General features: G+C 70.3%; 25 protein-coding genes and 1 pseudogene. 3 read left to right on the top strand and 23 right to left on the bottom strand.

Annotated elements, in window-relative coordinates; translation table 11 throughout:
- Positions 1-15: 15 nt before the first annotated feature.
- The 6 genes from alaS to FDO69_RS06520 all read right to left on the bottom strand — a co-directional run bounded on the left by alaS (position 16) and on the right by FDO69_RS06520 (position 6,662).
- Positions 16-2,688 (bottom strand): alanine--tRNA ligase, encoded by a 2,673-nt coding sequence (gene alaS / locus FDO69_RS06545; RefSeq protein ID WP_104778783.1) that lies wholly within the window; start codon positions 2,686-2,688, stop codon positions 16-18.
- Positions 2,688-3,050 carry a hypothetical protein gene (locus FDO69_RS06540; RefSeq protein ID WP_104778782.1) on the bottom strand — a complete coding sequence of 121 codons (363 nt, stop codon included), beginning with the start codon at positions 3,048-3,050 and terminating at the stop codon, positions 2,688-2,690. The genes alaS and FDO69_RS06540 overlap by 1 nt, the downstream gene beginning before the upstream one ends.
- Before the next feature lie 9 nt (positions 3,051-3,059).
- Positions 3,060-3,500: a DUF948 domain-containing protein gene (locus FDO69_RS06535; protein WP_104778781.1), complete on the bottom strand. Its 441-nt coding sequence runs from the start codon at positions 3,498-3,500 to the stop codon at positions 3,060-3,062.
- 177 nt (positions 3,501-3,677) lie between these two features.
- The gene (gene rpsD / locus FDO69_RS06530) at positions 3,678-4,292 is read right to left on the bottom strand and encodes a 30S ribosomal protein S4 (RefSeq protein WP_030843106.1); all 615 of its coding nucleotides are present in this window, start codon (positions 4,290-4,292) and stop codon (positions 3,678-3,680) included.
- A 304-nt stretch (positions 4,293-4,596) separates the two neighbouring features.
- Positions 4,597-5,949 (bottom strand): replication-associated recombination protein A, encoded by a 1,353-nt coding sequence (locus FDO69_RS06525; protein ID WP_104778780.1) that lies wholly within the window; start codon positions 5,947-5,949, stop codon positions 4,597-4,599.
- 56 nt (positions 5,950-6,005) lie between these two features.
- Positions 6,006-6,662, bottom strand: a complete 657-nt coding sequence (locus tag FDO69_RS06520) for a vitamin K epoxide reductase family protein (protein WP_104778779.1) — start codon at positions 6,660-6,662, stop codon at positions 6,006-6,008.
- A 142-nt stretch (positions 6,663-6,804) separates the two neighbouring features.
- Between FDO69_RS06520 and FDO69_RS06515 the strand changes: the two are divergent.
- Positions 6,805-7,179 (top strand): annotated as a pseudogene (locus FDO69_RS06515) (ATP-binding cassette domain-containing protein); the annotation flags it as partial.
- Positions 7,180-7,289: 110 nt separating this feature from the next.
- On the opposite strand, the gene hisS reads toward FDO69_RS06515, so the two are convergent.
- Together hisS and FDO69_RS06505 are read right to left on the bottom strand one after the other, a co-directional pair.
- On the bottom strand, positions 7,290-8,552 hold the full coding sequence (gene hisS / locus FDO69_RS06510; RefSeq protein WP_104778778.1) for a histidine--tRNA ligase: 1,263 nt from the start codon (positions 8,550-8,552) through the stop codon (positions 7,290-7,292).
- Between the two features lie 11 nt (positions 8,553-8,563).
- Positions 8,564-9,271, bottom strand: a complete 708-nt coding sequence (locus tag FDO69_RS06505) for an MBL fold metallo-hydrolase (RefSeq protein WP_104778777.1) — start codon at positions 9,269-9,271, stop codon at positions 8,564-8,566.
- A gap of 167 nt (positions 9,272-9,438) precedes the next feature.
- Here FDO69_RS06505 and FDO69_RS06500 point away from each other — a divergent pair, with 167 nt between their 5' ends.
- Positions 9,439-10,284: a peptidylprolyl isomerase gene (locus FDO69_RS06500; protein ID WP_104778776.1), complete on the top strand. Its 846-nt coding sequence runs from the start codon at positions 9,439-9,441 to the stop codon at positions 10,282-10,284.
- Positions 10,285-10,419: 135 nt separating this feature from the next.
- Positions 10,420-11,649, top strand: coding sequence for a DUF349 domain-containing protein (locus FDO69_RS06495; protein ID WP_104778775.1), 1,230 nt, complete (start codon positions 10,420-10,422; stop codon positions 11,647-11,649).
- Between the two features lie 167 nt (positions 11,650-11,816).
- Here the strand turns inward: FDO69_RS06495 and relA are convergent, their stop codons facing one another.
- The 15 genes from relA to FDO69_RS06415 form a co-directional block, all read right to left on the bottom strand.
- On the bottom strand, positions 11,817-14,336 hold the full coding sequence (relA, locus tag FDO69_RS06490; protein WP_104778774.1) for a GTP pyrophosphokinase: 2,520 nt from the start codon (positions 14,334-14,336) through the stop codon (positions 11,817-11,819).
- Between the two features lie 203 nt (positions 14,337-14,539).
- Positions 14,540-15,079, bottom strand: coding sequence for an adenine phosphoribosyltransferase (locus FDO69_RS06480; RefSeq protein WP_104778773.1), 540 nt, complete (start codon positions 15,077-15,079; stop codon positions 14,540-14,542).
- Positions 15,076-16,191, bottom strand: coding sequence for a protein translocase subunit SecF (gene secF, locus FDO69_RS06475; RefSeq protein WP_104778772.1), 1,116 nt, complete (start codon positions 16,189-16,191; stop codon positions 15,076-15,078). The genes FDO69_RS06480 and secF overlap by 4 nt, the downstream gene beginning before the upstream one ends.
- A 1-nt stretch (position 16,192) precedes the next feature.
- Positions 16,193-17,959 (bottom strand): protein translocase subunit SecD, encoded by a 1,767-nt coding sequence (gene secD, locus FDO69_RS06470; protein WP_104778771.1) that lies wholly within the window; start codon positions 17,957-17,959, stop codon positions 16,193-16,195.
- A 132-nt stretch (positions 17,960-18,091) separates the two neighbouring features.
- Complete coding sequence (yajC, locus tag FDO69_RS06465; protein ID WP_104778770.1) at positions 18,092-18,577, bottom strand: preprotein translocase subunit YajC; 486 nt, start codon at positions 18,575-18,577, stop codon at positions 18,092-18,094.
- A 196-nt stretch (positions 18,578-18,773) separates the two neighbouring features.
- Positions 18,774-19,844 carry a Holliday junction branch migration DNA helicase RuvB gene (ruvB, locus tag FDO69_RS06460; RefSeq protein ID WP_104778769.1) on the bottom strand — a complete coding sequence of 357 codons (1,071 nt, stop codon included), beginning with the start codon at positions 19,842-19,844 and terminating at the stop codon, positions 18,774-18,776.
- A gap of 25 nt (positions 19,845-19,869) precedes the next feature.
- Positions 19,870-20,475, bottom strand: a complete 606-nt coding sequence (gene ruvA, locus FDO69_RS06455; RefSeq protein ID WP_104778768.1) for a Holliday junction branch migration protein RuvA — start codon at positions 20,473-20,475, stop codon at positions 19,870-19,872.
- Positions 20,472-21,011 carry a crossover junction endodeoxyribonuclease RuvC gene (ruvC, locus tag FDO69_RS06450; protein WP_104778767.1) on the bottom strand — a complete coding sequence of 180 codons (540 nt, stop codon included), beginning with the start codon at positions 21,009-21,011 and terminating at the stop codon, positions 20,472-20,474. The genes ruvA and ruvC overlap by 4 nt, the downstream gene beginning before the upstream one ends.
- A 201-nt stretch (positions 21,012-21,212) precedes the next feature.
- Positions 21,213-21,965 (bottom strand): YebC/PmpR family DNA-binding transcriptional regulator, encoded by a 753-nt coding sequence (locus tag FDO69_RS06445; RefSeq protein ID WP_104778766.1) that lies wholly within the window; start codon positions 21,963-21,965, stop codon positions 21,213-21,215.
- Positions 21,966-22,013: 48 nt separating this feature from the next.
- Positions 22,014-22,622 carry a pyridoxal 5'-phosphate synthase glutaminase subunit PdxT gene (gene pdxT, locus FDO69_RS06440; protein ID WP_104778765.1) on the bottom strand — a complete coding sequence of 203 codons (609 nt, stop codon included), beginning with the start codon at positions 22,620-22,622 and terminating at the stop codon, positions 22,014-22,016.
- 13 nt (positions 22,623-22,635) lie between these two features.
- Entirely contained in the window at positions 22,636-23,541 is a 906-nt protein-coding gene (gene pdxS, locus FDO69_RS06435) for a pyridoxal 5'-phosphate synthase lyase subunit PdxS (protein WP_030843057.1), read from the bottom strand.
- A gap of 136 nt (positions 23,542-23,677) precedes the next feature.
- A complete protein-coding gene (locus FDO69_RS06430) occupies positions 23,678-24,220 on the bottom strand; it encodes a LemA family protein (RefSeq protein WP_104778764.1) in 543 nt (180 codons plus the stop codon).
- Between the two features lie 61 nt (positions 24,221-24,281).
- Positions 24,282-24,713 carry a lasso peptide biosynthesis B2 protein gene (locus tag FDO69_RS06425; RefSeq protein WP_104778763.1) on the bottom strand — a complete coding sequence of 144 codons (432 nt, stop codon included), beginning with the start codon at positions 24,711-24,713 and terminating at the stop codon, positions 24,282-24,284.
- The gene (locus FDO69_RS06420; RefSeq protein WP_234387856.1) at positions 24,710-24,943 is read right to left on the bottom strand and encodes a lasso peptide biosynthesis PqqD family chaperone; all 234 of its coding nucleotides are present in this window, start codon (positions 24,941-24,943) and stop codon (positions 24,710-24,712) included. The genes FDO69_RS06425 and FDO69_RS06420 overlap by 4 nt, the downstream gene beginning before the upstream one ends.
- Before the next feature lies 1 nt (position 24,944).
- Complete coding sequence (locus FDO69_RS06415; protein WP_104778761.1) at positions 24,945-26,780, bottom strand: lasso peptide isopeptide bond-forming cyclase; 1,836 nt, start codon at positions 26,778-26,780, stop codon at positions 24,945-24,947.
- Positions 26,781-26,797: the final 17 nt, after the last annotated feature.

The raw sequence follows: 26,797 nt of genomic DNA, 5'->3' as shown, positions 1-26,797 counted from the left end.
TGTTCGACCCGTCTCTTACTTGGCCGTCTCGGTGACCAGACGCTCCACGGCGTCCACGGCGTCACCGATGGCGGCCGGGTTCTGGCCGCCGCCCTGGGCGACGTCCGGCTTGCCGCCACCGCCGCCACCGAGGGTCTTGGCGGCCGTACGGACCAGGTCGCCGGCCTTCAGGCCGCGCTCGCGGGCGGCCTCGTTGGTGGCGATGACCGTCAGCGGCTTGCCGTTCGCCACCGTGAACAGGGCGACGACGGCGGCCCGCCCGCCCTGGATGCGTCCGCGCACGTCGAGGACCAGCTTGCGCAGGTCGTCGGCGGTCGTGCCGTCCGGGACCTGACCGGTCACGACAGCAACGCCACGGATGTCCTTGGCGGACTCGGCGAGACCGGCGGCGGCCTGGAGGACCTTCTCGGCGCGGAACTTCTCGATCTCCTTCTCGGCGTCCTTCAGCTTGCCGAGCATGGCGGAGACCTTCTCCGGGAGCTCCTCCGGACGGCCCTTGATCAGCTCCTGGAGCTGGGCGACGACCGTGTGCTCACGGGCGAGGAAGTTGTAGGCGTCCACGCCGACCAGGGCCTCGATGCGACGGACACCCGAGCCGATCGACGACTCACCGAGCAGCTTCACCAGGCCCAGCTGGGCGGTGTTGTGCACGTGGGTACCGCCGCACAGCTCCTTGGAGAAGTCGCCGATGGTCACCACGCGCACGCGCTCGCCGTACTTCTCGCCGAACTCCGCGATGGCGCCCTGCTTCTTGGCCTCGTCGATGCCCATGACGTCGGCACGGACGTCGAGGTCGCGGGCGAGCACCTCGTTGATCTTCTGCTCGACGTCGGTCATCACGGCCGTCGGGACGGCGGACGGGGAGCCGAAGTCGAAGCGGAAGCGGCCGGGCTGGTTCTCGGAACCAGCCTGGGCGGCCGTCGGGCCGAGGGCGTCGCGCAGGGCCTGGTGGGTCAGGTGCGTGGCCGAGTGGGCGCGGGCGATGGCCTTGCGGCGGCGGTCGTCGATCGAGGCGTGGGCCTTGGCGCCGACGGTCACCTCGCCGACCTGGACGACGCCCTTGTGGACGTAGACCCCCGGGACCGGCTTCTGGCAGTCGCGGATCTCGATGACGGCACCGGTGTCGACCTTGATGCGGCCGGTGTCGCCGATCTGACCGCCGCCCTCGGCGTAGAACGGGGTGCGGTCGAGGACGATCTCGACCTCGTCGCCCTCGGTGGCGGCCGGGGAGGAGGCACCGTCGACGAGGATGCCGACGATCGTGGACTCGCTCTCGGTGTCGGTGTAGCCGATGAAGTCGGTGGCACCGGCCTGGTCGGCGATCTCACGGTAGGCACCGGCACCGGCGTGCCCGGTCTTCTTGGCCTGGGCGTCGGCCTTGGCCCGCTCCCGCTGCTCCTTCATCAGGCGCCGGAAGCCGTCCTCGTCCACGGAGAGGCCCTGCTCGGCGGCCATCTCCAGGGTGAGGTCGATCGGGAAGCCCCAGGTGTCGTGGAGCAGGAAGGCCTTGTCGCCGGCCAGGACGGTGCCGCCGGCGGCCTTGGTGTCGGTGACGGCCGTGTCGAGGATGTTGGTCCCGGCCTTCAGCGTCTTGAGGAAGGCGTTCTCCTCGGCGAGGGCGACCTTCTCGATGCGCTCGCGGTCGGTGATGAGCTCGGGGTACTGCTGGCCCATCATCTCGATCACGGTGTCGATCAGGTCCTTCACGACCGGACCGGTGGCGCCGAGCAGGCGCATGTTGCGGATGGCGCGGCGCATGATGCGGCGCAGTACGTAGCCGCGACCCTCGTTGCCGGGGGTGACGCCGTCGCCGATGAGCATGACGGAGGTGCGCATGTGGTCGGTGACCACGCGCAGGGAGACGTCCGAGTCGTGGGCGTCGCCGTAGCGGACGCCGGTCAGCTCGGTGGCCTTGTCGATGACGGCCATCGAGGTGTCGATCTCGTACATGTTCTGCACGCCCTGCAGAATCATGGCGAGGCGCTCGAGGCCGAGGCCGGTGTCGATGTTCTTGCTGGGCAGGTCGCCGAGGATCTCGAAGTTGTCCTTGCCGATGCCCTCGCCCCGCTCGTACTGCATGAAGACGAGGTTCCAGATCTCCACGTACCGCTCGTCGTTGACGGCGGGGCCGCCCTCGACGCCGAACTCGGGGCCGCGGTCGTAGTTGATCTCGGAACACGGGCCGCAGGGGCCGGGGACGCCCATGGACCAGTAGTTGTCCTTCATGCCGAGGCGCTGGATGCGCTCCTTCGGCACACCGACGACCTCGTGCCAGATGCGCTCGGCTTCGTCGTCGTCCTTGTAGACGGTGATCCACAGGCGCTCGGGGTCGAGGCCGTAACCGCCCTTGTCCTGGGCGCTGGTGAGCAGCTCCCAGGCGTGCTTGATGGCGCCTTCCTTGAAGTAGTCGCCGAAGGAGAAGTTGCCGCACATCTGGAAGAAGGTGCCGTGCCGGGTGGTCTTGCCGACCTCTTCGATGTCGGGCGTGCGCACGCACTTCTGCACGCTGGTGGCGCGCGCGAAGGGCGGCTTGACCTCACCCAGGAAGTAGGGCTTGAAGGGCACCATGCCGGCCGGGACGAGGAGCAGAGTCGGGTCGTCCGCGATGAGCGACGCCGAAGGGACGACGGTGTGACCGCGCTCCTCGAAGAAGCTCAACCAGCGGCGGCGAATCTCAGCCGACTCCATCAGTGGTCCTCATTCCGGTTGTACGGGTACGTCTGGTACGTCTGGTGCTTCGAACCATCGACGTACTTGGGGTCGTTGCGGTTCTCGATGGCGATGTGGCGCCGGGGTGCAGGGAGTTCGGGATTCTCGTTGATCCCGAGGGCGTCGCCGAGTTCGGCCTCCCGCACGGCCATGTTGTCCCGGACGTCCAGCGCGAAGCCGACCGCGCGGTCCTTGATGCGGTGACCGGCCTCGATCGCCTTGTTCCCGGCGGTTCTGGCAAGGCTCTCGGGGGTCAGCTGCTTCAGCTTGCGATTGACCTTGGTGGTGGCCCACACACCGGCGGCGACGCCCGTGGTGAACCAGAAGGTACGGCGGAACATCGCTGGCTCTCAGTCCCTCTTCCCTCGGGCGCTGCGCCGGGTGACCGTGCGGCCCACGATCACGGTACGCCTGGACGCCTTGGCGGGCACGTCCTCCTTGCCGCCGCCCAGGGCCCGGCGCACGCCGTAGCCGAAGGCCGCGACCTTGACCAGGGGGCCGCCGAAGGTGGAGGCGACGGTGGTCGACAGCGCGGAGGCGTTCGACGTGACCTCCTGGACGTCGGAGGCGATCGAGTCGACCCGGTCGATCTGGGTCTGCGCGGAGCGCACCGCCGCGGAGGCGTCGGCCAGCAGCGGGACGGCCTGGTCGGTCACGTCCGCCACGAGCTTGGTGGTCGCCTTGAGCGTCTGGGCCACCCTCGCCAGCGCGACGGCGAGGAAAGAGACCAGGATCGCCCAGAAGACGGCCACCAGGATTCCGGCAACCTCTCCACCGGACACTGTGTGCACCCGCTCCCTGAAACGTGCCTGAACATCGAAAAAGTCGTGCGCCGAGCCTATCGCGCCGGGGGTGGCGCTCCGTACCGGATTACCCTCCGGCGCCAGGTCGATCGCGAAAGCCCGCCGCCTCGCCCGCCCGGAAGGGCGGGGAGACGGCGGGCTGAGGTACCGCGCGCCTGCCGTGGATCAGCGGGCGTAGTACTCGACGACGAGCTGCTCGTCGCAGATCACCGGGATCTCCTTGCGGTTCGGCTCGCGGTCCAGGCGGAACGCCAGGCCCTTGAGGTTCACCTGGAGGTAGCGCGGGGTCTCACCGTCGGGGGCGAAGCCACCCTCACGAGCGATCGTGAAGAGGGTCTTCTCCTTGGAGCGCTCGCGGACCTGCACGACGTCGTCCGGACGGACACGGAAGGAGGGCTTGTCGACCTTCTTGCCGTTGACCGCGATGTGGCCGTGGACGACCATCTGGCGGGCCTGGTAGATCGTGCGGGCGATGCCCGAACGCAGAACCAGGGCGTCGAGACGACGCTCCAGCTCGATGATCAGGGCCTCACCGGTCTTGCCCTGGACCTTGGAGGCACGCTCGTAGGCGCGGACGAGCTGGCGCTCGGACACGTCGTACTGCGCGCGCAGACGCTGCTTCTCGAGCAGACGGACCTTGTAGTCCGAGTTCTGCTTGCGGCCGCGGCCGTGCTCACCCGGCGGGTAGGGGCGGGCCTCGAAGTACTTGACGGCCTTCGGGGTCAGCGCGATGCCGAGGGCACGCGACTTCTTGACCTTGGGGCGGGGCTGGTTCGCCACTGTTTTTCGCTTTCGTTGTATCGGCTTGTCAGGGTTGTGGGAGGTCGCATCCGCAGCCGGGGAAACCCGCCTGGGGCCCTGATGGGCACCGGGTGGGCAGCCGCTCCCTGGTCTGGGCACATACGTGCAGCACGCGAGTGGCCCACCGACCGCTCCCGTCCTGCGACGGGTGGTGGTGGGCTGCCCGCGACACCGTTCGACGGTGCGCGACGCTCCTGGAGCCGATCCCGGGGGATCGGGCTCCGGCCGACCGTCCCGTTCTGACTGCACGGGACGCGGCACTCCGATCGAGTTTACAGGGTGCTCAGGACCGCTTTCGACCGAGGTTCTTCCGGGTCCACTCCACCGCGTCCGCGTAGCGGGCCTCCGCGCCATGCCGGGTCGGCTCGTAGTACTCGCGGTTCTTCAGCTCGTCCGGGGCGTACTGCTGGGCCGCGATGCCCTCGGGCAGATCGTGCGGGTAGACGTAGCCCTGGCCGTGGCCCAGCTTGGTCGCGCCCTTGTAGTGACTGTCGCGCAGGTGGGCGGGGACCGGTCCGGCGTGGCCCTTGCGGACGTCCTCCAGGGCGGCGCCGATCGCGGTGGTCGCGGCGTTGGACTTGGGGGCCAGGGCGAGGGCGATGGTGGCGTGGCTGAGGGTGAGGGCCGCCTCGGGGAAGCCGATCATGGCGACGGCCTGGGCGGCGGCGACCGCCGTCTGCAGGGCGGTCGGGTCGGCCAGGCCGATGTCCTCGCTGGCGGAGATCATCAGGCGCCGGGCGATGAAGCGGGGGTCCTCGCCGGCCTCGATCATGCGGGCCAGGTAGTGCAGGGCCGCGTCGACGTCGGAGCCGCGGATGGACTTGATCAGGGCGCTGGCCACGTCGTAGTGCTGGTCGCCGTCGCGGTCGTACTTCACGGCGGCCCGGTCGACCGTCTCCTCCAGGGTGGTGAGGCCGATCTCCGCCTCGCCCTTGTCCAGGGCGGCTCCGGCGGCCGCCTCCAGGGCGGTCAGGGCGCGGCGGGCGTCACCGCCGGCGATCCGCAGGAGGTGGTTCTCGGTCTCCTCGGGGAGGGTGACGGCCTCCTTGAGGCCCCGCTCGTCGGTGAGGGCGCGCCGGATGAGGGCCCTGATGTCGTCGTCCGTGAGCGGTTCGAGGGTGAGCAGCAGGGAGCGGGACAGCAGCGGCGAGATCACCGAGAAGTACGGGTTCTCCGTGGTCGCCGCGATGAGTGTCACCCAGCGGTTCTCGACGGCCGGGAGCAGGGAGTCCTGCTGGGCCTTGCTGAAGCGGTGGATCTCGTCGAGGAAGAGGACGGTCTCCTTGCCGTACCCGCCGGAGGCGCGGCGGGCGCCGTCGATGACCGCGCGGACCTCCTTGACGCCGGCGGTGATCGCGGACAGCTCCACGAAGCGGGCGTCAGTCGCCTTGGAGACGACGTAGGCCAGGGTGGTCTTGCCGGTGCCGGGCGGGCCCCAGAGCAGCACCGAGGAGGGCCCGGCGGGGCCGGACGCCTCCCCGACCAGTCTGCGCAGCGGTGAGCCCGGCTTCAGCAGATGCTGCTGGCCCACGACCTCGTCGAGGGTGCGCGGGCGCATCCGCACCGCCAGGGGGCTGCTGGACGGCTCCTTCTCCTGGCGTTCTTCGGCTGCGGCGGTGAACAGGTCGGGCTCCACGTCAGAAACCCTAGTTCACGGCACCGACAATCCGGCCGGGCCCCGGAGCCGGGGGCTCAGCTGAGCCAGAAGTCCCACCAGCGGGTCAGGATCAGCATGCCGATGATGCCGATGTGCAGCACGGGCATGACCCACGTGAACTCGCCGAAGAAGCTCTTGAGCCAGCTCGGGGCGGGCAGGAAGCCCTTGCGGATGTTGAACGACGTCACGTACCAGAACATCAGGATCGTGGCGACCCAGGCCAGGCTGCACCACAGGCACAGCGCGTTGATCCGGTACAGGGACTGGAACATCAGCCAGGCGCAGAAGCTCACGCCGAAGAGGCAGCCCGCGTTGAAGGTGAGCCAATACCAGCGCGGGAAGCGGGCGCGGGCGAGCAGCGCCATGCCGACGCCGATGACGATGCCGTACGCGACGATGCCGAGCATCGGGTTCGGGAAACCGAAGACCGCGGCCTGCTTGCTCTCCATGACGCTGCCGCAGGAGACGACGGGATTGAGGCTGCAGCCGGGCGTGTACGACGTGCCCGCGACCTTGGCCTCGAGGATCTTGAACTTGTCGATCGTGATGACCCAGGCGGCGAGCAGTCCGGCCGCGCCGGTGATCACCAGCAGCAGGGCGAGGGCCCGGCTGCCACCCTCAGCGCGGGGCGCGATCTCGGCGCGCTGCGGCTCGGGCTCCACGGAGACGTCCTTCACTGTCGTCTTGCTCATCACGCCGATTCCGTCACTTGAGACCTGAACATCTTCGGGCAGGGCCATTGTGCCGCACAGATGCCGCTGTCCACCGTTCAGTGGACATAAGGATGTCCGCCCGGTCGTCCCGGAGGGTTGTGTTCCGGCCGACGCTCGTCGCATGACAGCACAGGGGTACGAACTGGCCGTGGACGTGCGAGGTCTGCGCAAGCGCTACGAGGGCGTGACCGCCGTCGTCCGTGCTCGGGTCGAACCCGGCGACCGCCACGCGCGCGTGGCGTTCACGGGTCGGAATCGTCTGGCGGGACGAATCGGCGCCCGCGGAGTTGACGGTCCGGGAGACGGTGCGCCACTTCGCCCGCTACTACCCCCGGCCGCGGAACCCGGAGGAGGTCATCGGCCTGGTCGGTCTGGAGGCGAAGGCGAACGCCGGATCAAGGCGCTGTCGGGCGGCCAGCGCCGTCGCCTGGACGTGGCACTGGGCGTGATCGGCGGTCCCGACCTGCTGCTCCCGGACGAGCCGACGACCGGGTTCGGCACGTTGGGAGTGGACGACCGGACGGGCGCGGTGACGAGCGCGATGTGGTTCGGGCTGCCGGAGGAGTGAGGAGGGCGCCGGGAGACCCCGGCGCCCCTCTGCGGCGCTCAGCCGAGCCGCGCCTCCAGCTCCGCCACGATCTCGTTGACGCCCACCGCCGTCTGCTCGCCCGACTCCATGTCCTTGAGCTGGACGACGCCCTCGGCGAGGTCGCGTTCGCCGGCGACGACCGTGTAGCGGGCGCCGCTGCGGTTGGCGTTCTTCATCGCGCCCTTGAGGCCCTTGTCGCCGTAGGAGAAGTCCGCCGCGATGCCGTTCTTGCGCAGCTCCGTGACCTTGCCGAACAGGACCCGGCGGGCCTCCTCGCCGAGCGGGACGGCGAACACGCTGGTGGTCGCGGGCAGTTCGAGCTCGACGCCCTCCGCCTCCAGGGCGAGGACCGTGCGGTCGACGCCGAGAGCCCAGCCGACGGACGGCAGCGCGGGGCCGCCGATCATCTCGGAGAGGCCGTCGTAGCGGCCGCCGCCGCCCACCGCGGACTGCGAGCCGAGGCCGTCGTGGACGAACTCGAAGGTGGTGCGGGTGTAGTAGTCCAGACCGCGGACCAGCTTCGGGTCGTCCTCGAAGGAGACGCCCGCCGCCGTGATCAGCTCACGGACCTCCTCGTGGTACGCCTTGCACGCGTCGCACAGGTAGTCGCGCAGCAGCGGCGCGTCCCCCAGCTGCTTCTGGACCGACTCACGCTTGTCGTCCAGGACCCGCAGCGGGTTGATCTCCGCGCGGCGCAGCGTGTCCTCGTCGAGGTCCAGGCCCCGCAGGAACTCCTGCAGCGCCGACCGGTACACCGGGCGGCACTCCTGGTCGCCCAGGCTGTTGAGTAGGATCCGGAAATTGCTCAGGCCCAGCGAGCGGTACGCCTGGTCGGCCAGGATGATCAGCTCGGCGTCCAGCGCCGGGTCCTCCGCGCCGATCGCCTCGGCACCGACCTGGGAGAAGTGGCGGTAGCGGCCCTTCTGGGGACGCTCGTAGCGGTAGTACGAGCCGGAGTACCAGAGCTTGACCGGAAGGTTGCCCGCCTTGTGCAGGTTCGCCTCCAGCGCGGCGCGCAGGACCGAGGCCGTGCCCTCGGGACGCAGGGCGAGCCGGTCGCCGCCCTTGGTCTCGAAGGCGTACATCTCCTTGGTCACGATGTCGGTGGACTCACCCACCCCGCGCGCGAAGAGCTCGACGTTCTCGAAGCCCGGCGTCTCGATGTAGCCGTAGCCGGAGTTGCGCAGCGGAGCGGCGATCGCCTCACGGACGGCGAGGTACTTCGCGCTGTCCGGCGGGATCAGGTCATACGTGCCCTTGGGGGCCTTGAAGGTGCTCACGGAAGGTCTCGTCACATTCCTCGTCGGGGAGCCGGAGAAGGTCCCTGGCCGGCGGCCACCTGCCGCAGATACGGGTTGGTGGAGCGCTCCTGGCCGATGGTCGTCTGGGGGCCGTGGCCGGACAGCACCACGGTCGAGTCGTCGAGCGGCAGGCACACGCGGGCCAGCGAGTCGAGCATCTCGGCCATGTCGCCGCCGGGCAGGTCGGTACGTCCGATGGAGCCGGCGAACAGCAGGTCGCCCGAGAAGAGGATCGGCGGGATGTCCGCCGCCTCGGGCATGCCGAAGGTCACCGACCCCTTGGTATGGCCCGGCGCGTGCGCGACGGACAGCTCCAGGCCCGCCAGCTCCAGCTTCGCCCCGTCGGTCAGCTCCTTGACGTCATCGGGCTCCCCCACGGTCAGCTCGCCCAGCAGCGGCATCCCGATGGAACGGCCGATCGCCTTCTCGGGGTCGCTCATCATGTACCGGTCGTCGGGGTGGATCCAGGCCGGCACGTCGTGCGCGCCGCACACCGGGACGACCGAGGCGACATGGTCGATGTGGCCGTGGGTGAGGACGACGGCGACCGGCTTGAGGCGATGCTTCCTGATCGCTTCCTCGACGCCGTCGGCGGCCTGATGGCCGGGGTCGATGATCACGCACTCCTCACCGGCGGCGGGGGCGACGAGGTAGCAGTTCGTCCCCCAGGCCCCGGCGGGGAACCCGGCAATGAGCACGATCGTCCTTCGTTGTGTCGATACGGGCGGCTACGGCTGCTCACAGAGCCTACCGGCGCTGCCGATTCCTCAGCGAACCCATATACGGTACGGGGCACACGCACGCGCTCGGCACACAGGACGCAGGCGTACCGGTCGACGTTCGAGACCCATGAGGAGAGAACCCGGTGGTCAGCCAGGAACAGCGGCGGCGTCAGCTCGCCCGGGAGAAGTTCTTGCGGCAGCAGCAGCGACGCACGGACGCGCGACGCAAGGCCCGTATCCGCAACTCCGTGATCGCCTCGGCTCTCGGCGTGATCGTGGTGCTCTCGGTGACGGTCTTCCTGACCAAGCCGTTCGAGGACGACGGCAAGAAGGAGAACGCGGGCGCGGAGGTCACCCCGAGCGCCACCCCCAGCAAGGCCCCGGACCCGTGCGAGAAGCCGGCCCCGGGCAAGGTCAAGTCGGAGACCTGGAAGAAGGAACCGGCGATGACCATCGACAAGTCGGCGAAGTACACGATGAAGCTGGACACCACCTGCGGTGAGATAGACGTGGCGCTGAAGGCGTCGGCAGCGCCGCACACCGTCAACTCGTTCGACTTCCTGCTCGGCAAGGGCTACCTGGACCACAGCAAGTGCCACCGGCTCACCAACCAGGGCATCTACGTCCTGCAGTGCGGCGACCCGCAGGGCACCGGCATGGGCGGACCGGGCTACACCATCCCGGACGAGAACCTCAAGGACAAGAGCCTCAAGGGCGGCATGTACCCGGCGGGCACGGTCGCGATGGCGAACCAGTACAACGCGCAGACGAAGCAGGGCCGCAACAGCGGCGGCAGCCAGTTCTTCCTCGTCTACCAGGACAGTCAGCTTCCGGCCGACTACACGCCGTTCGGTACGGTGTCCGAGGCGGGCATGAAGGTTTTGAAGAAGATCGCGGACGCCGGAGCGCAGGCCCCCGACCCCCAGACGGGCAATACGGCGCCCAACGCGACGGTCGTGATCAACAAGGCCACGATCACCGAATCCTGACCCCCAACTGCGAAATTTCGGTCGCGCGGGATGCGGACAGGCCCCCCGCCGGTCGCCTATGTTGGCCGTGACGAAACTGTGGACGATGCCCGGGGGAGCTGATGCCCCCCGCAGGCATCATGTGGAGGAGGCGCTGTGAGCAGCGACCCGTGGGGCCGCGTCGACGAGACGGGGACCGTGTACGTGCGTACGGCCGACGGCGAGCAGGTCGTCGGTTCCTGGCAGGCGGGCTCCCCTGAGGAGGCGCTGGCCTATTTCGAGCGCAAGTACGAGGGCCTGGTTGTCGAGATCGGCCTCCTCGAGAAGCGAGTGAAGACCACCGACCTGTCGGCGAAGGACGCCCAGGCCGCCATCGACCACATCCGGGAGCAGGTCGACGCGCACCACGTGGTGGGCGACCTGGACGCCCTGCGGGTCCGGCTGGACAAGCTCGTGGAGCTGGTGGAGGCGCGCCGCGAGGAGCGCAAGGCGCAGCGGGCGAAGCAGTCCGACGAGGCCCGTCACGCCAAGGAGGCGCTGGTCGCCGAGGCGGAGGAGCTGTCGCAGTCCGACCAGTGGCGGGCGGCCGGTGAGCGGCTGCGGGCCCTGGTGGACACCTGGAAGGGTCTGCCGCGCCTGGACCGCAAGTCCGACGACGAGCTGTGGCACCGGTTCTCGCACGCGCGGTCGGCGTTCTCCAAGCGGCGCAAGCAGCACTTCGCGCAGCTGGACGCGCAGCGCGAGGAGGCCCGCAAGACCAAGGAGCGGCTGGTCTCCGAGGCCGAGGCGCTGTCGAACTCGACCGACTGGGGCGTGACGGCGGCGCGCTACCGCGAGCTGATGTCCGAGTGGAAGGCCGCGGGCCGCGCTCAGCGCGAGCACGAGGACGACCTGTGGAACCGCTTCCGCGGCGCCCAGGACGTCTTCTTCGCGGCCCGCAGCTCGGTCTTCGCCGAGCGGGACGCCGAGCAGTCGGAGAACCTCAAGCTCAAGGAGGAGCTGGCCGAGGAGGCCGAGAAGCTCCTGCCGATCACGGACCTGAAGGCGGCCCGCGCCGCGTTCCGGAACGTGAACGAGCGCTGGGAGGCCATCGGCCATGTGCCGCGCGACGCCCGGCCCAAGGTCGAGGGCCGGATGCACGCGGTCGAGCGGGCCATCCAGGAGGCCGAGGAGGCCGAGTGGCGCCGGACGAACCCGGAGGCACGCGCGCGCGCCGAGGGTCTGACCGGCCAGCTCCAGGCCGCGGTGGACAAGCTGCGGGGCCAGATCGAACAGGCCCGCGCGCAGGGCAACAACGCCAGGGCCGACAAGCTCCAGCGTGAGCTCGACGGCCGCCAGGCGCTGCTGGACCAGGCGCAGAAGGGCCTGCAGGAGTTCGGAGGCTGAGCAGCCGACGCGAAGGGGGGCTCCCGTACACCTCGTACGGGAGCCCCCCTTTCGTGTGGCCGCTGGAGGGGTTCCGTACCCGTCGTATCGGAGCCCCCCTTTCGTGTGGCCGCTAGGGGGGTCCATACACGTCGTACCGGAGCCCCCCTTCCGTGTCCTGCGGGCCGCTACGACCTGCTGCGCGCCGACGTCACCCGGTACACGTCGTAGACGCCCTCCACGCCCCTGACCGCCTTCAGCACATGGCCGAGGTGCTTCGGGTCGCCCATCTCGAAGGTGAAGCGGGAGGTGGCGACGCGGTCGCGGGAGGTCTGGACGGCCGCTGAGAGGATGTTGACGTGCTGGTCGGACAGGACGCGGGTGACGTCCGAGAGGAGCCGGGAGCGGTCCAAGGCCTCGACCTGGATGGCGACCAGGAAGACCGAGGACTGGGTGGGTGCCCACTCGACGTCGAGGATGCGCTCGGGTTCGCGGGAGAGCGAGTCGACGTTCACGCAGTCGCTGCGGTGCACCGATACGCCGCTGCCGCGGGTGACGAAGCCGATGATGGGGTCGCCCGGGACGGGCGTACAGCAGCGGGCCAGCTTGACCCACACGTCCTCGACGCCCTTGACGACCACGCCCGGGTCGGCGCTGGAGCGGCGCTTGCGGCTGCGGCCGCGGGCCGGCGGGACCGACTCGTCGATCTCCTCGGTGGCGGCCTCCTCGCCGCCGAGGGCCTGGACCAGCTTCTGCACGATGTTCTGCGCGGAGACATGGCCCTCGCCGATCGCCGCGTACAGCGCGGAGATGTCGGCGTAGCGCATCTCGTGCGCGAGGGTCACCAGGGAGTCGCCGGTCAGGATGCGCTGGATCGGCAGGTTCTGCTTGCGCATCGCGCGGACGATGGCGTCCTTGCCCTGCTCGATCGCCTCGTCGCGGCGCTCCTTGGAGAACCAGGCCCGGATCTTGTTGCGCGCACGCGGTGACTTGACGAAGCCGAGCCAGTCCCTGGAGGGGCCGGCGCCGGCCGCCTTGGAGGTGAAGACCTCCACCAGGTCGCCGTTGTCGAGGGTGGACTCCAGCGGCACCAGGCGGCCGTTGACGCGGGCGCCTATCGTGCGGTGCCCGACCTCGGTGTGCACCGCGTACGCGAAGTCGACCGGGGTCGCGCCGGCGGGGAGCGCTATGACGTCGCCCTTGGGGGTGAAGACGAAGACCTCGTTGCGGGAGAGGTCGAAGCGCAGCGACTCCAGGAACTCGCCCGGGTCCTCCGTCTCCTTCTGCCAGTCCAGCAGCTGCCGCAGCCAGGCCATGTCGTTGAGGTGGTCGTCCTTGCCCTTGCCGGACGACTTGGGGGCGTCGGAGCGCACCTTGGACGCGCCGGCGACGGCCTCCTGCTTGTACTTCCAGTGCGCGGCGATGCCGTACTCGGCGCGGCGGTGCATGTCGAAGGTGCGGATCTGCAGCTCGACCGGCTTGCCGCCGGGGCCGATGACCGTCGTGTGCAGCGACTGGTACATGTTGAACTTGGGCATCGCGATGTAGTCCTTGAACCGGCCGGGGACCGGGTTCCATCGCGCGTGCACCGTGCCCAGGGCCGCGTAGCAGTCGCGGACGGTCTCCACGAGGACGCGGATGCCCACCAGGTCGTAGATCTCCGCGAAGTCCCGGCCGCGGACGATCATCTTCTGGTAGACGCTGTAGTAGTGCTTCGGGCGGCCGGTGACGGTCGCCTTGATGCGGGCGGCGCGCAGGTCCTGCTGGACCTCGTCGGTGACGATGGCCAGGTACTCGTCACGCTTGGGCGCCCGCTCGGCCACCAGCCGGACGATCTCGTCGTACATCTTGGGGTAGAGGATCGCGAAGGCGAGGTCCTCCAGCTCCCACTTGATGGTGTTCATGCCCAGGCGATGGGCGAGCGGCGCGTAGATCTCGAGGGTCTCGCGCGCCTTCTTCTCCTGCTTCTCACGCTTGAGGTAGCGCATGGTGCGCATGTTGTGCAGGCGGTCGGCGAGCTTGATGACCAGGACGCGCGGGTCCTTGGCCATGGCGACGACCATCTTGCGCACGGTCTCGGCCTGCGCGGCCTCGCCGAACTTGACCTTGTCGAGCTTGGTGACGCCGTCGACGAGCAGCGTGACGACGTCGCCGAAGTCGCGGCGCAGGTCCTCCAGGCCGTACTCGGTGTCCTCGACCGTGTCGTGCAGCAGACCGGCCATCAGCGTGGCCGGATCCATGCCCAGCTCGGCGAGGATGGTCGTGACGGCGAGCGGGTGCGTGATGTACGGGTCGCCGCTCTTGCGCTTCTGGCCGCGGTGCCAGCGCTCGGCGACCTGGTAGGCGCGCTCGATCTGGCGGAGCGTGGCCGTCTCGATCTTCGGGTCGTTGCCGCGGACTATCCGCAGCAGCGGCTCCAGCACGGGGTTGTACGGGTTCGCGCGCTGCACACCGAGCCGGGCCAGACGGGCGCGGACGCGGTTGGAGGAGCCGGAGCGGGCCTGCTGGCCGGCCGCCTGACGGACCGCGGGCGGGGTGGGCTTGGGCCGCGACTGCTCATCGGGCTTGTCGACCGGCGCCGCCTGGGCGTGCTCGACCGGCCCGCGGGTGTCGTTCTTCGCGTGGGGCGCGTTCGGCGCGGGCTTGGCCGCGGCTGCCGAGGCGGACTCGGGCTTGGCGGCGGTCAGGTGCTGGGCCTCGTCTGGCAAGAGGACTCCTCGTGCGCGATCCGGGTCCCCCGGTCAGGCTCCGGACCCCCATGGTAGCGATCCCGGGCCCCGGGATCGCCTTCAGGCCAATGTGAGGACCGTCTACCCGGGAAACGCAGGTAACGCACGAGGCGGGCGCCGGATTCCTCCGGGCCCGCCTCTGCGGTGTCGTGCAGGTGCCCACCGGGGCGGCTGCGTGGCTGTTAGACCGTGAGCAGCGCCTCCAGCGGGGCACCGTTCAGCGCCGGCTCCAGGCGGGCCCGGCCGCTCAGGAAGCCGAGCTCCATGAGGACGGCGAGACCCGCGACCTCGGCGCCGGCCCGGCGGATGAGCTCGACCGCGGCCTCGGCGGTGCCGCCGGTGGCGAGGACGTCGTCGACGATGAGCACCCGGTCCTCGGGGTTCAGGTCCTCGGCGTGCACCTCGATCTCCGCCGAGCCGTACTCCAGGTCGTAGGCCTGGGCGAGGGTGGCTCCGGGGAGCTTGCCCGCCTTGCGTACGGGGATGAAGCCGAGGCCGGCGCGGACGGCGACCGGGGCACCGAGGATGAAGCCACGGGCCTCCAGGCCGACGACCTTGGTGGCCCCGGTGCTCTCGGCGATCTCGGCGAGGGCGTCGGTGAGCGCGGTGAACGCCGCCGGGTCCGCCAGGAGCGGGGTGATGTCCTTGAACATCACGCCCGGCTCCGGGTAGTCCGCCACGTCCCTGATGCGGCTGAGGAGCAGGTCCCTGATCTCGGTCATCGGCGCTTCCCCGACGGACGGCCGCGGCCGCGGTTGCGGGAGGCGGGCTGGTTGCGCGGCCCGACCACCGCGGGTGCGGCGTCCTCGGGCTCGTCCGCGTACACCTCGCCGTCGGCCTGGGCACCGGTCTCGCCCTTGGCCGGGGCCTGGGCCCGCTTGGCCAGGACGCGCTTCTTCAGGGCCTGCATCTGCGGTTCGCGTTCCTTGAGGTCGGCGACGAGCGGCGTGGCGATGAAGATCGAGGAGTACGCACCGGCGGCGAGACCGACGAACAGCGACAGCGAGATGTCGTTCAGCATGCCGGCGCCGAGGACACCGCCACCGATGAACAGCAGGCCCGCGACCGGCAGCAGCGCCACCACCGTGGTGTTGATGGAGCGGACCAGGGTGCTGTTGATCGAGCGGTTGGCGACATCGCTGTAGGTCCAGCGGGTCTGCTTGGTGAGGTCCTTCGTCTGCTCCTTGAGGCTGTCGAAGACCACGACCGTGTCGTAGAGCGAGTAACCGAGGATGGTCAGCAGACCGATCACGGTGCCCGGTGTGACCTCGAAGCCGACGAGGGCGTAGATGCCGACGGTGATGGTGATGTCGTGGATCAGCGCGACGAACGCGGCGAGCGCCATGCGCCACTCGAACGCGATCGCCAGGTAGATGACCACGAGGATCAGGAAGATGCCTAGGCCCTGCCAGGCCTTGTTGGCGATCTGCTCACCCCAGCTGGGACCGACGAGTTCGGCGTTGATCTGCTCCGAGTCGACCTTGAGGTCGTCCGAGAGCTGGTTCTTGATCTGGTTGGCCTTGTCGGTCTCGATGCCCGCGACCTGGATCCGCAGGCTGCCGTCACCGAGCTTCTGGACGATCGCGTCGTGACCGGAGGCCGTTTCCGCGTACTCCTCGGCCTGGGACACGGAGGCGCTGATGTTCTTCGGGGTGGTGAAGACGGCACCGCCCTGGAACTCGATGCCCATGTTCAGGCCGCGCACCGCCAGGCCGACGATGGCCGTGACGGTGATCAGGATCGACAGGCCGTACCAGATCTTGCGGTTCTTGACGAAGTCGTAGCCGATCTCGCCACGGTGCAGCCGGGCGCCGAGGTTGCCGAGTTTCGACATCTCACGCCTCCTTCGTGTCGACGGGGGCGGAGGGACGGCGGGTGCGGCGCAGTGGCGGCTGGGCACCCAGGCTCTTCGGGTCGAGGCCGGACCACTTGTGGCCGCTCGCGAAGAAGGTGCGACGGGCCAGGAGGGTCAGCAGCGGCTTGGTGAAGAGGAAGACCACCACCACGTCGAGCAGCGTGGTCAGGCCGAGCGTGAAGGCGAAGCCGCGCACCTTGCCGACGGTGACGATGAAGAGCACCGCGGCGGCGAGGAACGACACGAAGTCGGAGACCAGGATGGTGCGCCGGGCGCGAGGCCAGGCCCGCTCGACGGCGGGGCGCAGCGTACGGCCCTCGCGGATCTCGTCGCGGACGCGTTCGAAGTAGACGATGAACGAGTCCGCCGTGATGCCGATGGCGACGATGGCACCGCAGACGGCCGGCAGGTTCAGCGCGAAGCCGATGGCCGGGCCGAGCAGGGCCATGAGCGTGTAGGTGAGGGCGGCGGAGACCAGCAGCGAGAGGATCGCGACGAACGACAGACCGCGGTAGTAGGCCAGCAGGTAGATGACGACCAGCGCGAGACCGATCGCGCCGGCGATCAGACCGGCCTGCAGCTGGTCACCGCCCAGTGCGGCGGTCACGGTCGTCATGCTGTCGACCTTGAAGGTCAGCGGCAGCGCGCCGTAGCTCAGCATGTTGGACAGTTCCTGGGCGGACTGCTGGTTGAAGTTGCCGGAGATCTCGGCGTTGCCGCCGGTCAGGGCCTGCTTGACGGACGGATCGGAGACCACGTCGCCGTCCAGGACGATCGCGAACTGGTTCTGCGGCGGCTGGTTCTGGGCCAGCTTGCCGGTGATGTCGCCGAACTTCTTGGCGCCGGCGTCCGTGAAGTCCATCGTGACCGTCCAGCCGGCACCGGTCTGGGTGTTCAGGACGGCCTGGGCCTTGTCGACGTCGGTGCCGTCGACCTCGGCGGGGCCGAGGATGTACTTCTGCCACTGGCCCGACGAGTTCTTGCCGCAGGCCAGGGTGGGCTGGGAGGCCTTGACGCCGTCGCCCACGGTGGAGCGGGTCTTGGTGTCCGTGCAGTCGAGCTTGGCGTACTTCGCCTGCAGCGCCTTCGCGTCGGCCTCGGCGGTGCCGCCGCTCGCCGACGGGGAGGGGCTGGTCCCGGGCTTGTCCGAGGCGCTCGCGGACGGCGTGGCGTCGGCCTTCAGCCCGTCGGTGACCGCGCGGCCCTGGGTGGTGGGTGTGGCGGACGGCGAGGCGGAGTTCTTGTCGGTGGCCTCGGGCTTGTCGGACGCCTTGCCGGACGGCTGGTCCGAGGGGTTGCCGGTCGGGCTCGGGGAGGGGCTGGCCGCGCCCTTGCCGCCGGAGATGTCGGTGGCGATGACCGGGCGGAAGTAGAGCTTGGCGGTGGTGCCGACCTGCTTGCGGGCCTGCTCGGAGTTGGTCCCCTTGGGGATGTTCACGACGATGTTGTCGCGGCCCTGCGTCTGGACCTCGGCCTCGGAGACGCCCAGACCATTGACGCGGCGCTCCATGATGGAGACGGCCGTGTCCATGTTGGTCTTGTTGATCGCCGACTCGTTGCCGGCCTCGGGGACCGCGCGGAGCGTGATGCTCGTGCCACCGGCCAGGTCGATACCCAGACGCGGTTTGGTGTGACCCGAGGCGAACATTCCACCGGTGAGCGCCGCGATGGCGATCAGGATCAGGGCCAGCGAGCGCCCCGGCTTGCTCTGGGCGCTCGCGTTCCTGCCCTTTTTAGGTGTGGCCACCTTCTCGTACTCCCTCTCGGGCCACCTCGCTCCGGATCGGCGGACGGGCGGCCATGACATGGTGTCGGGATTCCGTGCGAGCTGGGCGTGCCCCGGGGTGCGCGGGCCGGACCCGCGCACCCCGGGTCACGACTACTTCGCCTCGGAGTCGCCGTCGGTCTTCTTCGGCTCTGCGTCCGTCTTCGCCTCGATCGCCTCGTCGGCCGGCTCATCGGCCGTGTCCTTCTTGCCGAGGTCGACGGCCTTGTCGTCAGCGGGGGCGGCGGAGTCGCCGGTCTCGGTGAGGGAGGAGGCGTCGTCCGGGACGAGGTCGGCGTCGGACTTCAGGTCGTGCTCGACGCCGTGGACGATGCGGTTGTACTCGTCGTCCGTGAGAACGGCGCCGATGGCGTTCTTGGCGAAGAGGAGATCGACGCCGGGACCGGCGTCGACGAGGACGGTGTCCTCGTTCACTTCCTTGACCGTGGCGTACATGCCCCCGATGGTGCGGATACCGCTGCCGGGCTGCATCTGGTTCCGCATGTCGGCGGCCTGCTGCTGCTTCTTCTTGGCCGACCGGGTCATCAGGAACATGGCCCCGATGAGCACGATGAACGGGAGGAGGGTCAGGAGACTCACGGGTCGGTACTTCCTTCACACGACCGCGCTGTGAGCGGCCAGCTGGTTGGGGGTGTGTACGCCGCCGACAAAGGCGGCATCGGCGGAGTCTAAGCGAGTCCGCGCGCATGGAACAACGCTCAGCATGGCACCGGGGTTCCTGGTCCGGCCAGTGACCTCGCCGCGACCCCGCCGCCCCGGAGCCGTGACGGCGCCGTCACGCCCCGAACAGGTCCTGTTGTCCGTTTCCGGTGGTCTGGGAGCGTGGCGGGGTGAGGCCGAGATGCGCCCATGCGGCGGGCGTGGCGACCCGGCCTCGGGGGGTGCGGGCCAGCAGTCCCTCCCGTACGAGGAAGGGCTCGGCGACCTCCTCCACGGTCTCACGTTCCTCCCCCACCGCGACAGCGAGCGTGGAGAGGCCGACCGGGCCACCGCCGAACAGCTTGAGCAGGGCTTCCAGCACACCCCGGTCGAGGCGGTCGAGGCCGCGCGCGTCCACCTCGTACACCGCGAGGGCGGCCGCCGCGATGTCCCTGGTGATCAGCCCGTCGGCCTTGACCTGCGCGTAGTCGCGGACGCGGCGCAGCAGGCGGTTGGCGATACGGGGCGTGCCACGGGAGCGTCCGGCGATCTCGGCGGCGCCCTCGGGCCGGACCTCGACGTCCAGGAGGCCGGCCGAGCGGTGGATGACCCGCTCCAGTTCGGCCGGTTCGTAGAACTCCATGTGCGCGGTGAAGCCGAAGCGGTCGCGCAGCGGGGGCGGCAGCAGGCCGGCGCGCGTGGTGGCGCCGACCAGGGTGAAGGGGGGCAGCTCCAGGGGAATGGCCGTGGCACCGGGGCCCTTGCCGACGATGACGTCGACGCGGAAGTCCTCCATGGCCATGTACAGCATCTCCTCGGCGGGCCGGGACATGCGGTGGATCTCGTCGAGGAAGAGGACCTCGCCCTCCTGGAGGGAGGAGAGGATCGCGGCGAGGTCGCCGGCATGCTGGATGGCGGGGCCCGAGGTGATGCGGATCGGGGCGTCCATCTCGGCCGCGATGATCATGGACAGGGTGGTCTTGCCGAGGCCGGGGGCGCCGGAGAGCAGCACGTGGTCGGCCGTGGCCCCGCGCGCGCGTGCGGCGCGCAGTACGAGGTCGAGCTGCTCGCGCACCTTCTCCTGGCCGATGAACTCGTCCAGGTCCTTGGGGCGCAGGGCCGCCTCGACGGCCTGGTCCTCACGGTCGGCGACAGAGTCCACCAGCCGCTCGCCGGCGGTGGTGTCGGTCGTGTCGTCCCAGTTCATAGATGCGCCTCAGAAGAATCGTGGATCAGCGGGCTCGGTTCAGCGTCTGCAGGGCCGCCTTCAGCAGCTGCCCCACCTGGGGCGTGCCCTCGACGGCCTCGGCCTGCGGGGTCACGGCGGCGACGGCCTCGTCGGCCTCCCGGGTCGCGTAGCCGAGGCCGATCAACGCCGCGTGCAGCTGGTCGCGCCAGCCGGCGCTGACCGGTGCGCCGACGGCGGGTGCGCCGACCGGGGCTCCGAGCCGGTCCTTCAGCTCCAGGAGCAGCTTCTGGGCGCCCTTCTTGCCGATGCCGGGGACGGCGATGAGGGCCTTCTCGTCGCCGGTGGCGACGGCCCGGCGCAGCGCGTCCGGGGTGTGCACGGCCAGCATCGCCTGGGCGAGTCTCGGTCCCACGCCGCTCGCGGTCTGGAGCAGCTCGAACACCTGCCGCTCGTCGTCGTCCGCGAAGCCGTACAGGGTCAGCGAGTCCTCCCGTACGACCAGGGAGGTGTGCAGCTTGGCCGGCTGGCCCATGCGGAGCGTGGAGAGCGTGTTCGGTGTGCACTGGACGGCCATGCCGACGCCGCCGACCTCGACGACCGCGGTGTCCGGAGCGAGCGCGGCCACTGTGCCGCTGACGAAGGCGATCATGCCGTCCGGCCTTTCGGTGCTTGGGCGGTGTGCAGGGCGACGGCCTGCTGGAGTCGGTTCTGCGCGGGGGCGCGCCAGATGTGGCAGATGGCGAGGGCGAGGGCGTCGGCCGCGTCGGCGGGCTTGGGCGGGGCGCTGAGCCGGAGCAGGCGGGTCACCATGGCGCCCACCTGTGCCTTGTCGGCCCGGCCGCTGCCGGTGACGGCGGCCTTGACCTCGCTCGGGGTGTGCAGCGCCACGGGGATCCCGCGGCGGGCGGCACAGAGCATGGCGACGGCGCTGGCCTGGGCGGTGCCCATCACCGTACGCACGTTGTGCTGGCTGAAGACGCGTTCCACGGCGACGAATTCGGGCCGGTGCTCGTCGAGCCACTGCTCGATGCCCTGCTCGACCGCGACGAGGCGGTGGCCGAGGTCGGCGTCGGCGGGCGTGCGGACGACGCCGACGCCGATCATCGTGAGCGGCCGCCCGGCGACGCCCTCGACGACGCCGACACCGCACCGGGTCAGTCCCGGGTCCACCCCCAGTACGCGCACGCGCCCTCCCCTTTTCTCGCGGCTGAACCGCCGCCGCTCTCGCGGACCTGGCTGGGCACCGTCGTGGTTCCTCGATCGATGGTCGTGGCCCGTGGACGGTGATCTTTGGCCACGCCAGGCTATCCGCTGCCACCGACAACGACAGCGGGCCGGAAGACATGTGTCTCCCGGCCCGCCGAGATCGCGGCACTCGCGGCAGCGTTACGCGTCGACCTTCTCCATGACCTCGTCGCTCACGTCGAAGTTGGCGAAGACGTTCTGCACGTCGTCGCTGTCCTCGAGCGCGTCGATCAGCTTGAAGATCTTCTTGGCGCCCTCTTCGTCCAGCTCGACCTGGACGGACGGCACGAAGCTGGAGTCGGCGGAGTCGTAGTCGATGCCGGCGTCCTGGAGGGCGGTGCGGACCGCGACCAGGTCGGTGGCCTCGCTGATGACCTCGAAGGACTCGCCGAGGTCGTTGACCTCCTCGGCGCCCGCGTCCAGGACGGCCGTGAGGACGTCGTCCTCGGACAGCTCGCCCTTGGGGACGATGACGACGCCCTTGCGGCTGAACATGTACGACACCGAGCCCGGGTCTGCCATCGAGCCGCCGTTGCGGGTCATGGCGACGCGGACGTCGGAGGCGGCGCGGTTGCGGTTGTCGGTGAGGCACTCGATGAGCACCGCGACACCGTTGGGGCCGTAGCCCTCGTACATGATCGTCTCGTAGTCGGCGCCGCCGGCCTCGAGGCCGCCGCCGCGCTTGACCGCGGAGTCGATGTTCTTGTTCGGGACCGACTGCTTCTTGGCCTTCTGGATGGCGTCGTAAAGAGTGGGGTTGCCCTCGATGTCGACGCCGCCCATCCGGGCCGCGACCTCGATGTTCTTGATCAGCTTCGCGAAGAGCTTGCCGCGCTTGGCATCGATCACGGCCTTCTTGTGCTTCGTCGTAGCCCATTTAGAGTGGCCGGACATCTGCCTGTCTCCTTCGCGTAACCCATCTCAGCAACGAACGCAGGAATCCTACAAGGAGTCGGCTTCCCGGTTCGCCCGCACCATGTCGACGAACAGGGCGTGGACGCGGTGGTCGCCGGTCAGTTCCGGGTGGAACGACGTGGCCAGCGCGGTGCCCTGGCGGACCGCGACGATGTGGCCGTCGTGCTCGGCGAGCACCTCGGCCCGGGCGCCGACGGACTCCACCCAGGGGGCTCGGATGAAGACGCCCTCCACCGGGTCGCCCTCGACGCCCCGGAAGTCGACGGCCGCTTCGAAGGACTCGTTCTGCCGTCCGAAGGCGTTGCGGCGCACGATCATGTCGATGCCGCCGATGGTCTCCTGGCCGGAGCGCGGGTCGAGGATCTTGTCGGCGAGCATGATCATGCCGGCGCAGGTGCCGTAGACGGGCATGCCGTCCCGCACGCGCGCGCGGAGGGGCTCCATCAGGCCGAACAGGACGGCCAGCTTGGAGATGGTGGTGGACTCGCCGCCGGGGAGGACGAGGCCGTCCACCTCGGCGAGTTCTTCGGGGCGCCGCACCGGCCTGGCCACGGCATCGGCCGCGGCCAGGGCGACGAGGTGCTCCCGTACGTCGCCCTGGAGGGCCAGGACGCCTATGACGGGGGTGTCGTTCATGGATTCCTGTGCCTTACCAGCCGCGGTTGGCGTAGCGCTCGGCCTCGGGGAGGGTGTCGCAGTTGATGCCGACCATGGCCTCGCCGAGGTTGCGGGAGGCGTCGGCGATGATCTTCGGGTCGTCGTAGAAGGTGGTGGCCTTCACGATGGCGGCGGCGCGCTTGGCCGGGTCGCCGGACTTGAAGATGCCGGAGCCGACGAAGACGCCCTCGGCGCCGAGCTGACGCATCAGGGCGGCGTCGGCCGGGGTGGCGACGCCACCGGCGGAGAACAGCACCACGGGGAGCTTGCCGAGCTCGGAGACTTCCTTGACCAGCTCGTACGGGGCGCGCAGCTCCTTGGCGGCGGCGTACAGCTCGTTGTTGTCGTAGCCGCGCAGGCGGGCGATCTCGTTCTTGATCTGGCGCAGGTGGCGGACGGCCTCGACGACGTTGCCGGTGCCGGCCTCGCCCTTGGAGCGGATCATCGCCGCGCCCTCGGCGATGCGGCGCAGGGCCTCGCCCAGGTTGGTGGCGCCACAGACGAACGGCGTGGTGAAGGCGAACTTGTCGCTGTGGTTGACCTCGTCGGCCGGGGTGAGGACCTCGGACTCGTCGATGTAGTCGACGCCGAGGGACTGCAGCACCTGGGCCTCGACGAAGTGGCCGATGCGGGACTTGGCCATGACCGGGATGGAGACGGCGTCGATGATGCCCTCGATCATGTCCGGGTCGGACATGCGGGCCACACCGCCGTCCTTGCGGATGTCGGCCGGGACCCGCTCCAGGGCCATGACGGCGACGGCGCCCGCGTCCTCGGCGATCTTCGCCTGCTCCGGCGTGACGACGTCCATGATGACGCCGCCCTTGAGCTGCTCGGCCATGCCGCGCTTCACACGGGCGGTACCGGTCTCGGGAGCCTGGTTTTCGGAGATGGACACGGGTGACCTCACTGAGGGGAAAGGGGGTTTCTGCAGCACTGAGGAAACGTGAGAGAACCAGGCCACAGCAAGGGCCAATGCGAACGCCGTGGATCCTTTTGCGACGGACGGCCGGAAAACGACGGGTGAAGGGGGCTCAGGCGGCCCGATCCACCAGGGCCACCGGAGGCTCGTCGTCCATTTCGAAGGCCATCGGGAAGGGGGCGTGACCGGCCAGACGGAACCAGCGCACCTTGCGATGCCGGCGCAGAGCCCGGGCCGCGCGTACGGCGTCGTTGTGGAAGCGCCGGGCCATCGGCACCCTGCGGACGGCCTCGGTGAGTTCCCGGGCCGCCTCCTCTCCCCCGGGTGCCTCCCGCACCGCCTCCACCTGAGGGGCCTCTCCGAAGACGGCCCGCAGCGCCTGGCTCAGGTCGCTCTCGGCGACCTCCCGCTGGTCCTCCTCGGCCTGCCGGGCGGCGTGCGCGGCCTCGTACAGCACGATCGAGGCGGCCGGGTCCAGGACCCCCGAGGTCGCCAGTTCCTGCGCCACCGAGGCCCGGCGCAGCAGCTGCGCGTCCAGGGCGGCCCGGGCGGCGTCGATCCGGGCGTGGAGACGGTCGAGCCGGCCGGCGGTCCAGCTCAGGTAGAGCCCGATCGCGACCAGGGCGACGGCGATCCAGATGAGAGTGGTGGTCACGGGCGGCAAGGCTAGCGGCACGAGGGGTCCGGCCGTTCACCCCGCCCTGCCCCGTGCGTGGTCAGCGGTTGCGGTCCTCCGCCGGCGGCGGGATGGACATCAGTGTCTTGAAGTGGCCCTTGGGGTGCCCCTCGCCGACGAGTCGGCCCTCCGCCTCGACCCAGGCGTGGGCGGCGAAGGGGTGGGTGCGCACCCCGGTGCACCAGGTGGGCCAGGCACCGCGCATGCGGCACAGCAGGGCGGTGGCGATGGAGCGCTGCAGGCAGCCCTGCCCGGCGCAGCGCAGGCTGACGGACACGACCTCTTCGCGGGCTGTGAGCGCCTGCGCGGCTGTCGCGGGTGCGGCGCCCCGGCGGGCGAACTCCAGGACGGTGCGCAGCCGGGCGGGTCTGGCCTTGGCCAGCGGCCGGGCGACTCCCACGGCCAGCAGGGGCAGGATGCGGCGGTGCACAGGGAGACGGCGCCGTTCGGCCAGCGCGACGGGCATGCTCACGAGATCACCAGTTCCGAGCCTCGCAGGCGCTCGATCACGGCGCTCACGTCGCGTTCGGCCTGCTGGGAGTCGATCCCGTACCGGTTCGCGAGACCGGTGGCGATGGCGGCGGGCTGGTGCCCGTCGAGCAGTTCGCGCAGCACGTGGGCACCGGTGTTGTTCAACTGCCAGTAGCGGCCGGTGCGTTCGTTGAGCAGGACCGTGCCGTCGTCGGTGTCGGTGGTGCTCACGTCAGGGTGCAGGCGCACGGGCGTCGAACCTCCAGGCAGGGGTGGGGCGGGTGGCGGCGCGCAGCCAGGTCTCGCAGCCGATCAGGGGTTCCAGGGCGATCCTCGTGGAGTTGTCCGGCTGGGGTGCGAGCAACCGGGTGCGCAGTGCTGCGGGATCGATCAGGCCCCGGGCGGCCAGGGCCGAGTCGTCGAGCATCTCCAGGATCGCGGGCAGGTTGCGGCGCAGCCCGCTGTTGGCCTCGTCACTGAACTCGCCCTTGGTGGAGCGGCCCAGCACGGGCTGCGGGACGATGCCGCGCATCGCGTCGGCCAGCAGTGGCTTGTAGCGCCAGGGACCTGCGTGTTCGTGGGCCCGGACCGCCAGGACCGCTTCCACCACGCGGTCGTCGAAGAACGGCGAGTCGAGCTGTACGCCGTCGTCGGCGAACACGCGGGCCAGGTGCCGGTACCAGGGGGCGGCGGTGCGCACGGCGAGGAGCGACTGGTGTTGTGCCAGGTCGCCGGAGAGCGGCTGTACCCGGGTCGCGGTGTCCCGCAGGGCCTCTCGGGCAGCCTCGATCGCGGTGCCGGTGGCCCAGGACGGGGCGCGCAGCGTCCACAGGCCCCACCCGAGAGCGGGTCGGCGTCTGGGCGGGGGCGGGTCGGTGAGCTGGTCGGCCTGGCGGCGCCACCAGGCGGCCTCGTCACCGGGGCGGGTCAGCGCGGCCAGGGTCGGCAGGACGGGCCAGCGGCTCAGCGCGCCGTATCCGCGGACGTGCCGCAGGGCGGTCAGCGGGCGGTGGCGGAGCAGTCCGTGGAGGTAGCCGGGGAACGGGGTGAACAGTTCGTCGCCGCCGTGTCCGGCGAGGTGTCTGCGCGATCCGGTGCCGGCCAGCAGGCGGGCCGTGTGCCGGGTGCGGGCGAGGGTGCGGGCGAACGGGTAGGGCCCCTCGGTGTCCACCGGCTCGTCGCAGTCGGTGAACAGGGAGGGGAGGTCGCCGGGCGGGACCACGAGGTGCTCGGCCCGGTCGAGGGCGCCGATGGCGTGGGTGGCGAAGGCGGCGTCGTCGTTGCCGGCCTCGGCCTCGCCCCAGCGGAACGTCACCAGGTCGGGCGTGCTCCGGGCGGCGAGGAAGCACAGCGACGTGGAGTCCATGCCGCCGGACAGGTCCGTGCTCAGCCGGCCCTGCTCGGGCGCGCGGTCGTCGAAGGCCGAGGTGAGAGCGTGGCGCACCGCCTCGGCGCCCGCGGTCAGGGTCAGTTCGGGAGCCGGCGGCTGCCACCAGCGTGTCTCGCGTATCCGCTCGTGTTCCCACACCAGGCAGTGGTCGGGGGCGAGGGCGGATATGCCGGCCCAGAGGGGCCGGTCGCCCAGCGGAGGCGGCAGGAACCCACCGGTGGCCACGCGCAGGGCCAGGGCCTGTTCGTCGATCCCGGCACCGGTCATCGCGGCGAGGACATCGACCCGGTCGGCTGCCACCTCGACGTCGTTCGTCCGGGTGCGGAACACCCGGCGCAGTCCGGTCGCGCTGCCCTGGAAGCGAACCTCCCCGTGGGCCGAGACGACCAGGTGGCAGGAGCCGGGGAGGGACGTGGCGAGCGCGTCCGCGTCGGACACCGTCCGTATGCGGGCGGCCAGTTCGCGGAGCCGGGCGGCGGGGACGGGGCAGACCCCGACCACCGCCACCCGCACCGGACCCGCGGTGACCACCGTGATCTCGCCGGTGGACCAACGGCCCACCAGCCACGGCCGCCCCGAGGCGTGCGCGTACTCCTGCGGCGACGCCCACGGCACGGCCGCGCGAAAGGCGGCCGCCGCTGCCGTGTCCGGCAGGACCACGAACCCGGTGCTGCTCATCTGCTCAACTCTCCGAG

Source organism: Streptomyces tibetensis, from assembly GCF_007655005.1.
Taxonomy (GTDB): Bacteria; Actinomycetota; Actinomycetes; order Streptomycetales; family Streptomycetaceae; genus Streptomyces; species Streptomyces tibetensis.
The sequence above is the reverse complement of the archived record's forward strand: the minus strand, read 5'-3'. Positions and strand labels throughout refer to the sequence as shown.